Origin of the sequence: Bradyrhizobium sp. IAR9 (genome assembly GCF_013408065.1) — a bacterium.
Lineage (GTDB): Bacteria > Pseudomonadota > Alphaproteobacteria > Rhizobiales > Xanthobacteraceae > Bradyrhizobium.
In genome coordinates this window covers 715,439-726,473 of sequence record NZ_JACBZW010000002.1, presented here as the reverse complement: position 1 = coordinate 726,473, position 11,035 = coordinate 715,439, and the positions used below count along the sequence as shown (strand labels likewise).

The window sequence follows — 11,035 nt, the reverse complement described above, 5'->3', positions numbered from 1 at the left end:
AAAGGCCTTTCTGAACTTCTGCATCCGACCCCCTCCGTCTTCCGGGAGTCGTCTTCAGAATCCGTCTTGCCTTCCAATGCAATAGCTAGACAAAATCCATATGCGATTCCCCTGCCGCGAGCGGGGAGAGGGAGAAGATGGGCTTGCCACGCCCGCGCCGCCATGCGACTGGCCTTGTGACGAATCTCACGGCCTTGGTTCCAGCCCTCTCATGTCAGCCCCTTCCACCGCTCCGCGACCTGCGCCGGCCAACGGCCGTGACGCGCTGTCGGTGCTGCATTCGGTATTCGGCCTGCCGGGTTTTCGTGGCGCGCAGGGCGAGATCATCCGGCACGTCACCGACGGCGGCAATTGCCTGGTGCTGATGCCGACCGGCGGCGGCAAGTCGCTGTGCTACCAGCTGCCGTCCCTGCTGCGCGAAGGCTGCGGCATCGTGGTGTCGCCGTTGATCGCCTTGATGCGCGACCAGGTCGCGGGCCTGATCGAGGCCGGCGTCAACGCCGCTGCGTTGAACTCGTCGCTGAGCTTCCAGGAAGCCTCCGACATCGAGCGGCGCCTGCTCGCGGGCGATCTCGATCTGCTCTATGTTGCGCCGGAACGCCTGGTGACGCCGCGCTGCCTCTCGATGCTGGCGCAGGCCAAGGTGGCGCTGTTCGCGATCGACGAGGCGCATTGCGTCTCGCAATGGGGCCATGACTTCCGTCCCGAATATGTCGGCCTCTCCATCATCGCCGAGCGCTTCCCGGACGTGCCGCGCATCGCGCTGACCGCGACCGCCGACGAGTTGACGCGCAAGGAGATCGTGGCGCGGCTTCAGCTCGCGGACTCGCCGCAATTCGTCTCCAGCTTCGATCGGCCCAACATCCGCTACGAGATCGTCGACAAGCGCAGTGCGGTGTCGCAGCTGAAGGAGTTCATCCGGGAGCGCCATGCCGGCGACGCCGGCGTGGTCTATTGCCTGTCCCGCAACCGTGTCGAGGAGGTCGCCGCCGCGCTCGACGAGGCCGGCATTGCCGCGCTGCCCTATCACGCCGGGCTCGACAGCAGCGTGCGCTCGCGCAACCAGGACCGCTTCCTCAATGAGGACGGCATCGTCATCGTCGCGACCGTCGCGTTCGGCATGGGCATCGACAAGCCCGATGTACGCTTCGTCGCCCATCTCGACCTGCCCAAGAGCATCGAGGCCTATTACCAGGAGACCGGCCGCGCCGGCCGCGACGGCAAGCCGTCGGCGGCCTGGATGGCCTACGGGCTCTCCGACATCGTGCAGCAGCGCCGCATGATCGACGAATCCAGCGCCTCCGACGAATTCAAGCGAGTCTCGATCGGCAAGCTTGATGCGCTGGTCGGCCTTGCCGAAACGCCGCACTGCCGGCGCCGGCGGCTGCTCGCCTATTTCGGCGAGATCGTGATGGGCGAGAGCTGCGGCAATTGCGACAACTGCCTGACGCCGCCGAAGATGCGCGACGGCAAGGTGCTGGCGCAGAAGCTGTTGTCCTGCGTCTATCGCACCGGGCAACGTTTCGGCGCGATGCACCTGATCGATGTGCTGGTGGGGCGCCTGACCGAGAAGGTGACGCAGTTCGGCCATGACAAATTGTCCGTGTTCGGCATCGGGCGCGAGCTCAACGAAAAGCAGTGGCGCACCGTGCTGCGGCAGCTGGTGGCGATGGGCCATTTGCAGAGCGACAGCGAAGCCTTTGGCGCGCTGAAGCTGACCGAGACCGCGCGCGGCGTGCTGCGCGGTGAGACCGAAGTGTGGCTGCGCGAGGAAGCGCCCGGCACGCGCATCCGCGCAAGCCGGGGCAAATCCCGCCGCGGCGACCTTGCGCCTGCGACCGGCGCGCCGGAAGGCGATGTCGATCCCGAACTGCGCGCGCGGCTGCGCTCATGGCGCTCGGAGGTCGCGCGCGAGCGCGGCGTGCCGGCCTATGTGGTGCTGCACGATGCCACCATCGACGGCATCGTCCGGGCCTGGCCGACGACACTCGACGAGCTCCGCAACGTGCCCGGCATCGGCGACAAGAAGCTTGAGCATTACGGCGACGAGCTGCTGCAGATCGTCAGGACAAGGTAGGAATAGATGACGTAGCCCGGATGGAGCGTAGCGCAATCCGGGGCAGTCTTTCCGCATTCGCGAGTCCCGGATTACGCTGCGCTCCATCCGGGCTACGAAGATAGCGGGCGAGAGCTATGTCCTCACTCACCCGTTCCTGAACGCGTAAGCGTATCCGTTCAGCGCCGGCGCGCCGCCGAGATGGGCGTACAGAATCTTCGCGCCCTTCTCGAAATAGCCCTTCTGCGCGAGGTCGATCAGGCCCTGCATCGACTTGCCCTCGTAAACGGGGTCGGTGATCATGCCTTCGAGACGCGCGGTCAGGCGGATCGCTTCCTTGGTCTCTTCCGACGGCACGCCGTAGGCGGGATAGGCGTAGTCCTCGATCAGCACGACGTCGTCAGCGACGAGCTCCTGGCCGAGCTCGACGAGTTTTGCGGTGTTCTGCGCGATCTCGAGCACCTGCGCTTTCGTCTGCGCCGGCGTGAACGAGGCATCGATGCCGATCACCTTGCGGGCGCGGCCATCGGCGGCGAAGCCGACCAGCATGCCGGCATGGGTGGATCCGGTGACGGTGCAGACGACGATGTAGTCGAACGTGAAGCCGAGCTCCTTCTCCTGCTTGCGCACCTCTTCGGCGAAGCCGACATAGCCAAGGCCGCCGAACTTGTGCACGGAGGCGCCGGCCGGAATCGCGTAAGGCTTGCCGCCCGCCGCCTTCACTTCCTCGATCGCCTGTTCCCAGCTCTTGCGGATGCCGATGTCGAAACCGTCGTCGACCAGGCGCACGTCGGCGCCCATGATGCGCGAGAGCATGATGTTGCCGACGCGGTCATAGACGGCGTCCTCGTGCGGCACCCAGGCTTCCTGTACCAGGCGGCACTTCATGCCGATCTTGGCGGCGACGGCGGCGATCATGCGGGTGTGGTTCGACTGCACGCCGCCGATCGAGACCAGTGTGTCGGCGTTGGAGGCGATCGCATCGGGGATGATGTATTCGAGCTTGCGCAGCTTGTTGCCGCCATAGGCGAGGCCGGAATTGCAGTCCTCGCGCTTGGCATAGACCTCGACATTGCCGCCGAGATGTTTTGACAGCCGCTCCAGCTTCTCGATGGGCGTGGGGCCGAAGGTCAAAGGATAGCGCGGAAATTTGTCCAGCTTCATGGGTCATCCCGATTGGCGTTGGCGTCGGCAGCTCCCTAGCATCGCGTCGGAAAAATGTGCTCTCGAATATTGCGCCCATATTGCGCGACTTCTTGCGGAAAGAGGGCCAAGTGCTAAGAATTCTTCCAGAATATCGTCCGTTAATGGAAGCTCCTTTCATGGCTGCCAGGCTCGACCGCACCGATCTTAAGATCTTGAGATTGCTGCAGAATAACGGTCGGCTCAGCAATGCTGAGCTGGCCGAAAATGTCGCAATCAGCCCTGCCACCTGCCACCGCCGCACCCAGCGGCTGTTCGAGGATGGCTTCATCGCCGCCGTGCGCGCCATGATCGCGCCGAAGAAGGTGGCCAAGGGCACGCTGGTGATGGTCGGCGTCGTGCTCGACCGCTCGACGCCGGAGAGCTTTGCCATCTTCGAGCAGGCGATCGCCAGGCTGAAATTCGTGCTGGACTGCCACCTTGTCGCCGGCGACTTCGACTATTTCCTCAAGATCCGCGTCGGCGACATGGAGGATTTCAACCGCATCCATGGCGAGCAGCTGATCGCGCTGCCCGGCGTGCGCCAGACCCGCACCTTCTTCGTGATGAAGGAGGTCGTCGACAACGCGCCGCTGGAGTTTTGAGCGCGCCCTTGATGCGCAATGCGTGTCGTGAGAGATTCGCTCGATGCAGACATTTCCCTTCCGCCCGCACAATCCGGCCGGGCCGGCCTATCGGCGCGGCTGGGTCGACGAGGCCGTGGCCGCGATCGAGGCCGACCAGTGCCGCACCGCCGACACCCATCTGATCCGGCTGATCGTGCCGGCGCTATCCGGCATCGACATCTATCTGAAGGATGAGTCCACCCATCCGACCGGCAGCTTGAAGCACCGGCTAGCGCGCTCGCTGTTCCTCTACGCGCTCTGCAATGGCCACATCCGCGAAGGCACGCCGGTCGTCGAGGCGTCGTCGGGATCGACGGCGGTCTCGGAGGCCTATTTCGCGCAGATGATCGGCGTGCCTTTCTACGCCGTGATGCCGCGCACGACCTCAGCGGAGAAGATCGCCGCGATCGAGCATTATGGCGGCAATTGCCATCTGATCGACGACGGCCGCGCGCTCTATGCGGAGGCCGCCGCGCTCGCCGCGCGCCTGAACGGCCACTACATGGACCAGTTCACCTTCGCCGAGCGTGCAACGGACTGGCGCGGCAACAACAACATCGCCGAATCGATCTTCACGCAATTGCAGGGCGAGCCGCGGCCGTTGCCGGACTGGATCGTGATGGGCGCGGGCACCGGCGGCACCTCGGCCACCATCGGACGCTATCTGCGCTACCGACAGTATCCGACGCGGCTGTGCGTCGCCGATGTCGAGCATTCCGCCTTCTTCGATTGCTTCCGCTCGCAGGACCGCTCCCGTGTCTGCGATCGCCCGTCGCTGATCGAGGGCGTCGGCCGTCCGCGCTGCGAGCCCTCCTTCGTGCCGGGTGTGGTCGACCGCATGATGAAGATCCCGGATGCGGCCACGATCGCGGCGATGAACGTGCTGTCGCGTCGGCTGCGCCGCCCGGTGGGCGGGTCCACCGGCACCAATTTCCTGGCGCTGTGCCGGCTCGCTTCGGAGATGCGGCAGGCGAACGTAACAGGATCGCTCGTGACGCTGATCTGCGATTCCGGCGAGCGCTATCGGCAGACCTATTACGAGCCCGAATGGCTGAAGGCGCGCGGCCTCGATCCGGCGCCGTTCGAGGCCAGTTTGTCGTCGTTCCTCGCGACAGGTGAGCCGCTGACGCTCGCCGTCGACGATTTCGCAAATCCCCAGAGCGCGTAGGGCCGATACGACATAGTCGAATTTTGTCGGAATGCCCGCTTGGCGTGCCATGTCACGGCAACTTCACTTGCGTTGCGCGCACCTGCGGGCAAGCCTCACCCCTTCTCAACGAGGAGATCTCCCGTGCGCCTTCCCATTCTCGATCTCAAAGATCTGACCGACGAGCAGAAGCCGCTCTATGACGACATGCGAGCGGGCATCAAGGACCACTTCAAGGGTTTTGTGAACATGCGCGACGACGGCGCGCTGCTCGGGCCCTGGAATCCCTGGATCCGCGAGCCGCGCTTCGGCAAGCCGGTGTGGGAGCTGGTCAAGGCGATCGCGTCGAACCCGCTGCTGCCGGCACCGGTGCGCGAGGTCGCCATCCTCGTCACCGGCTCGCATTTCCGCTCCGGCTACGAGCTCTATGCCCATGTGCTGGTCGCCGAGCAGCGCGGCCTGTCCGACGAAAAGCTCGCGACCATCGTCGCCGGCCAGCGGCCGGTGGATCTCACCAGACAGGAGGCCATCGCATATGACGTGGCGTCCGCGCTGGTCGGGGGTGGCGTGCTGCCGGAATTGACCTGGCGCGCCGCGGTGAAGGAGTTCGGCGAGCACGGCGCGGCCGAGCTGTCCTATCTCGTCGGCGTCTATTGCATGGTCTCGGTCACGCTCAACACCTTCGACGTGCCGGTACCGGACTAAAAGCTGCGTCCTTCGATCACTCCGCCGCCTTGGTTGCGGGCGGCGGGGGCGCGAAGGCGATGCAGCGGTTGCGGCCCTCGGCCTTGGCTTGATAGAGCGCGTGATCGGCCGCGCCCATCAGCGCGTCGATGCCGGACATGCTGACCGCGGCCTCGGCGATGCCGACGCTCACGGTGAGGCCGAACTGAATCTGGCCGGCGACGATTTGCGCGCTCATCACGCGTTTGCGGATGCGATCGGCGACAGTCCTCGCGCGCGACAGGCTGGTCTCGGGCAGCAGAACGGCAAACTCTTCACCGCCGAGGCGGCCGACGATGTCCGACTTGCGCTTGCCGTCGAGGCACGCCGCCGCGACAGCCCTGATCGCGGCGTCGCCTACAGCATGGCCGTAGCGATCGTTGACCGACTTGAAGTGGTCGATGTCGAGCATCAGCACCGAGACCGAGCGATAATAGCGCTGAAACCGACTCCATTCCGCATCGAGATTCTCGAGGAAGTGGCGGCGGTTGTAGAGGCCGGTGAGCGGGTCGGTGGTCGCGAGCGTCTCCAGCATCGCAGCCTTTTCCGTCAGGTCGGTGATGTCGACATAGGTCAGCATGCGGCCGCCGTTCGACATCGTGGTGCAATGGGCCCTGATGCGCCTTCCGTCCGGCGTCTGCAAATCGCGCACATGGTCGCCGGCCATGACCTCTGCGACGCGCCGCGCTGGAAATCTCGCGAGCTCGTTGGTCGGAAGATTGGGCGCGCTGGCACGGTGCAGGCGTCGCACGAGCGACGAATAGGCCGGCCGGTCCGTCGCCTCGGCTTCACTGACCTCCCAGAAGCGCCGCATGCGCCGGTTCATGAAGGTGGCGTGCAGGTCGGGGTCGAGAAGCAGCACCCCGTCCTGAACATTCTCCAGCGCGTCCCGCAGCAGCTTCAGTTCGTCCGAAGCGCGAACGATGTCGGTGACGGGGGTATAGGTCAGCATGCGTCCGCCATCGGGCAGGGGCGTGACCTGGACGCGCACGACATCGCCATTGGTCCGGCGCAGATCGATCGGCGTTGGATCGCCGGCCTCGATCACCCGGACGCGTTCCGCCACCAGGGCATCAAGCTCGGGGTCGGGCACCTCATAGGCGCCGGTGTCACGACCGTGATGGAGCAGCGTGAGGATGGATGGATTGCTGTCGGCGACCTCGTCAGGCAGGCGCCACATCTGGCGAAACGACCGGTTGATCAGGCGCGCCCTGAGGCTGGAGTCGAGCAGCACGATGCCGGTCGGCACATGATCGAGTGCGGCGCGCAGCGCCAGCATTTGGCTGCGCATCAGCGCATCGGACGAGCGCCCGCGCTCCTCGCCGGCGGCGCGCTCGACGCTGCCCGATTGCTCGAAGGCGACGCCGGCCTGACGATCCGATCGCCAGATCACGCGGCAGGTCAGGACATCTCGCCCCGCGAGCCTGAGCTGGAAGCGCTCGGGCACGCCGAGGCCGCTCTCCATTTCGAGCGTCGCCGCCTCCTCGGTCAGCCGGCGCACGACGCAATCGATCGACGACTGGCCGAAATTGAAGAAGATCTTTCCAGCAAGCAACGTCCGTTCCGGGACCAAATGGGACACTCGCAGCCTCCCGCGTGACTCCGGCCCAGTCTGTCGCAAGCATATTGCCGAGAGGTAACTGGATGGGCACTCTGACGAGAGGACCGACGTGTAGCCCATGGCCCGGGAGGACCGCGGGCGGCCCCGCGGCGAATGCGAAAGTCCTTCATCGTCAATGCCGGGCTATTGCGACCGCTGTACCGATGTCGGGAAAACGGGAGATTCGGTTTACCTCCTATCCACCATGATCCCAGTCAGTTCCGGACCGCATAGAGCGGCGTTCGCAACGTCACCTGATAGGACGGCTTCGGCGTCCAGGCGATCTGCGCGGTGATGCCGAACAGGCGGTTGTCGTTGTCGTCCATGCGATCGAGGTCGAGCCGCAGGAACGGTTGCGTGAAGGGCTCCGCCAGCGTCCGGCCCGCGAGCTGCGCGCCTCCGAACGATTGCATGCCGAGGCGTCCGGTGAACTTCCAATTGCTCGGCCATTGGTAATAGCCGCCGGCATAGAGGATCGTGTTGGGCCGGATGCTGGCGAACGGGCTGGCGATGGTGGTGTAAGTGTATTGCATGCCGGCGAGCCAGCCCCGCGTCTCGTCCTCGTCGAGCGCGTAGTCGAATTCCAGGATGTTGTTCAATGAATTCGTCATGCCCTGATCGTTCGGCACCGACTGCGTCAGGGTCGATTGCAGCGTGATGGTCGGGATCGTTCCGCCATTCTGCTGATAGAGGTCGGCCTGCACGCCGATGTTCCAGCTCGTGATGTCGAACGTCGACCAGCCGCCGCCAATGTCGGTCGTCGAGCCCGACACGCCGCCATAAAGCGAGACGCGGTCGTTGACGTCGACGGTCAGCGGCAGATCGACAGCCATCGATTTGGTGGCCGGCAGGCCGTTCGGCAGCGTTGCGCCGCTGCGCACCGCCAGGGCTTCGAGCGCAGCCGACAATGACGTGGTGCCGAAGCCGAGCCCGAGCGTGCCTGCCGGGATCGACGCATAGGTCGTGCGCAGATCCAGATAAAGGTTCGGGACCGCTGGCTTCGCCGGCCCGTCCTCTTCATCTTCGGCGGCGAAGACGGCGCTGGCCGAAACCATCAGGCAGGCCAGTCCCATCGCGACAGCGCGCAAGGTCGGGCGATACGATGGGCTGCGATGGGACACGTGACAATCCGGCGCGCGGGGACTGTATGGCGAAATCGTGCGCTAGATGGAACGTGATCGTTCCCGCGGTCAAGCGCTATCCGCAAACCATGGACTGCATCGATAGGCGCGGTTACCTTGTCGCGATTGCACCGACTCGCTCGGCGGCCGGAGGAGGCCGGACAATGGAGGACGACAGCCATGACCACGTCACGCCGCATCCTGCTCGCCGGAATGGCGGGGCTCGCCGTCGCTCCGACCGCTGTCGCGGCCGCATCTTCGCCAGTGCCCGATGACACGACGGTTGCCGAAGAGCGCTTCGCGCGCATGATCGCCGCGGCGCATGCGCCCGACGTCACCTGCGCCCGGCAGGCCGAACGTTATGCGGACGCCCATTGGCCTGACTATGTTGTGGCAGCCAGGGCCGTTATCGATGCGCGCGCCTGATCCGCGCTCTTACCTCGCAACCGCGCGTCGCACCTGCTCGCCGATCTGCGACAGCACCAGCTGCGCCTGCGGCAGGATCGCGCCCATGGCGTGGAAATTGTGAACCATGCCGTCGTGGCAGACATGCTCGACAGCGACGCCCGCGGCGAGCAGCTTGCGGGCATAGGCATTGCCTTCATCGCGCATCGGGTCGTACTCGGCCGTGTGGATGATCGCGGTCGGCAGACCCGTCAGCCGTGTTGCCCGCAAGGGAGACACGCGGGGATCGGCGGTGTCGATGCCGTCAGGCAGATAGTCGGCAAGATCGGCCTCGATCGTGACGCGGTCGATCAGATGGCCCTCGGCAAAGGCCTCGCGTGAGGGCGAGGTTTCCTCGAAATCCAGCACCGGGCAGATCAGGCATTGCGCGGCGATGGCGAGGCCGGCGGTCTGCGCCGCCTCCTGGCATACGATCGTAGCGAGCGTTGCACCGGCGGAATCGCCGCCCACCACCAGACGGTCCGCATCGATGCCGAGCGATGTGGCCTCGCGCGCAACCCATTCGGTGGCGGCAATCGCGTCATCGACGGCGGCAGGGAATTTGTGCTCCGGCGCGAGCCGGTAGTCGACCGAGACGAGGCGGCAGCCGGTGGCATGCGCCAGCGCCGCCGCGATGCGATCATGCGTGGCAATGCCGCCGGCGACGAGGCCGCCGCCATGGAAGAACACGAAGCCCGGCGCGCGCTCATTGGCATTTGCAGGCGTGTAGAGCCGATAGGGCAGTTCGCTGGCGCGGCCGGGCAGCATGCCGTCGCGCGCCGTCACATCCGGCGCATCGGTGCGTGCGAACTGCATCAGCTTGGCCAGCGATTGCCGCCGCGCCTCCACGCTCGGCCGGCCCCTCGCCCGCGGCGAAGCCGCAGCCATCATGGTCAACAAGCGCTTTGCGAGCGGATCGAGCGACATGGATCTTCCCTTCTCCCCTTGTGGGAGAAGGTGGCGCGTAGCGCCGGATGAGGGGTTTTCTCCGCAGATGTGATCGCGGATAGATACCCCTCACCCGTCTCGCCGCTACGCGGCGAGCCACCCTCTCCCACAAGGGGAGAGGGTAACTCACCTCATCCCCGCAGCAAATCGTTTAGGAATTGGGACAATAGTGCGGGGATATGCAAGGGGAGGCCTGATATGGCCGAGATCAGGAAGCCGATCGAATATTCGCCGAGCTGGACCTTCTTCGAGGGCAAATGGCACGACGGCAATGTGCCTATCATGGGCCCGCGCACGCATGCAGCCTGGCTCGGCTCGATCGTGTTCGACGGTGCACGCGCGTTCGAGGGTGTTGCGCCCGATCTCGACCGTCATGTCGCCCGTGCCAATCAATCCGCGATCAATTTTGGCCTGAAGCCGGTGGTCGACACCGGCACCTGGCTCACGCTTGCGAATGAGGGCATTGCGCGCTTTGCGGCCAATGCCGAGCTCTACGTCCGTCCGATGTATTGGGCGGAGAACGGCTCGGGCGGCGGCGTGCTGTTCGACCCCGAGACCACCAATTGGTGCCTGTGCATCTACGAGGCGCCGATGCCCAAACCTGTCGGCAACGCCATCACCCTGTCGCCGTTCCGCAGGCCCACCGCCGAATGTGCGCCGGTCGAGGCGAAGGCGGCCTGCCTCTACCCGAACAATTCGCGCGCGCTCGCGGAAGCTGCGTCCCGCGGCTTCCAGAACGCGCTGATGCTCGACATGCTCGGCAACGTCGCCGAGTTCGGCAATTCCAACGTGTTCATGGCCAAGGACGGCGTGGTCTATACGCCGGTGCCGAACGGCACCTTCCTCAACGGCATCACGCGCCAGCGCGTCATCACCCTGCTGCGCGGCGACGGCGTCACCGTGGTCGAGAAGACGTTGCGCTATGCCGACTTCCAGGCTGCCGACGAGATCTTTTCGACCGGCAATTTCGCCAAGGTCGCTCCGGTGATCCGCATCGACGAGCGCGAGCTGAAGCCTGGCCCGTTCTACACCAAAGCGCGCAAGCTCTATTGGGACTTCGCGCATGCGGTGAAGCTGGCGGCGTAGCTGCCATTGACTCCGCTGTCATCGCCCGACTTGATCGGGCGATCCAGTATTCCAGAGCCAGTTGTGATTTCTCGATAAGCCGCGGCGTACTGGATGCCCCGG

At 65.2% G+C, this 11,035-nt stretch carries 10 protein-coding genes; 6 read left to right on the top strand and 4 right to left on the bottom strand.

What is annotated here, in order from left to right:
- Positions 1 to 211 precede the first annotated feature (211 nt).
- Positions 212 to 2,077 (top strand): DNA helicase RecQ, encoded by a 1,866-nt coding sequence (gene recQ / locus GGD67_RS08990; protein WP_179732234.1) that lies wholly within the window; start codon positions 212 to 214, stop codon positions 2,075 to 2,077.
- A 126-nt stretch (positions 2,078 to 2,203) separates the two neighbouring features.
- Here the strand turns inward: recQ and GGD67_RS08985 are convergent, their stop codons facing one another.
- Positions 2,204 to 3,220: a 1-aminocyclopropane-1-carboxylate deaminase gene (locus tag GGD67_RS08985; protein ID WP_018320514.1), complete on the bottom strand. Its 1,017-nt coding sequence runs from the start codon at positions 3,218 to 3,220 to the stop codon at positions 2,204 to 2,206.
- Between the two features lie 158 nt (positions 3,221 to 3,378).
- On the opposite strand from GGD67_RS08985, the gene GGD67_RS08980 reads away from it, so the two are divergent.
- From GGD67_RS08980 to GGD67_RS08970, 3 genes are all read left to right on the top strand, one after another.
- Complete coding sequence (locus GGD67_RS08980) at positions 3,379 to 3,843, top strand: Lrp/AsnC family transcriptional regulator (RefSeq protein WP_179732232.1); 465 nt, start codon at positions 3,379 to 3,381, stop codon at positions 3,841 to 3,843.
- A 43-nt stretch (positions 3,844 to 3,886) separates the two neighbouring features.
- Complete coding sequence (locus GGD67_RS08975; RefSeq protein WP_179732230.1) at positions 3,887 to 5,032, top strand: PLP-dependent cysteine synthase family protein; 1,146 nt, start codon at positions 3,887 to 3,889, stop codon at positions 5,030 to 5,032.
- A 123-nt stretch (positions 5,033 to 5,155) separates the two neighbouring features.
- A complete protein-coding gene (locus GGD67_RS08970; RefSeq protein ID WP_179732228.1) occupies positions 5,156 to 5,716 on the top strand; it encodes a carboxymuconolactone decarboxylase family protein in 561 nt (186 codons plus the stop codon).
- Between the two features lie 16 nt (positions 5,717 to 5,732).
- Here the strand turns inward: GGD67_RS08970 and GGD67_RS08965 are convergent, their stop codons facing one another.
- Positions 5,733 to 7,316: a diguanylate cyclase gene (locus GGD67_RS08965; protein WP_312009935.1), complete on the bottom strand. Its 1,584-nt coding sequence runs from the start codon at positions 7,314 to 7,316 to the stop codon at positions 5,733 to 5,735.
- A 233-nt stretch (positions 7,317 to 7,549) separates the two neighbouring features.
- Complete coding sequence (locus GGD67_RS08960; RefSeq protein ID WP_179732259.1) at positions 7,550 to 8,422, bottom strand: hypothetical protein; 873 nt, start codon at positions 8,420 to 8,422, stop codon at positions 7,550 to 7,552.
- 213 nt (positions 8,423 to 8,635) lie between these two features.
- Here GGD67_RS08960 and GGD67_RS08955 point away from each other — a divergent pair, with 213 nt between their 5' ends.
- Positions 8,636 to 8,881 (top strand): hypothetical protein, encoded by a 246-nt coding sequence (locus GGD67_RS08955; RefSeq protein WP_018320520.1) that lies wholly within the window; start codon positions 8,636 to 8,638, stop codon positions 8,879 to 8,881.
- Positions 8,882 to 8,890: 9 nt separating this feature from the next.
- On the opposite strand, the gene GGD67_RS08950 is transcribed toward GGD67_RS08955, so the two are convergent.
- Complete coding sequence (locus tag GGD67_RS08950; RefSeq protein WP_179732226.1) at positions 8,891 to 9,826, bottom strand: alpha/beta hydrolase; 936 nt, start codon at positions 9,824 to 9,826, stop codon at positions 8,891 to 8,893.
- Positions 9,827 to 10,045: 219 nt separating this feature from the next.
- Here GGD67_RS08950 and GGD67_RS08945 point away from each other — a divergent pair, with 219 nt between their 5' ends.
- The gene (locus GGD67_RS08945; RefSeq protein WP_179732225.1) at positions 10,046 to 10,933 is read left to right on the top strand and encodes a branched-chain amino acid aminotransferase; all 888 of its coding nucleotides are present in this window, start codon (positions 10,046 to 10,048) and stop codon (positions 10,931 to 10,933) included.
- Positions 10,934 to 11,035 lie beyond the last annotated feature (102 nt).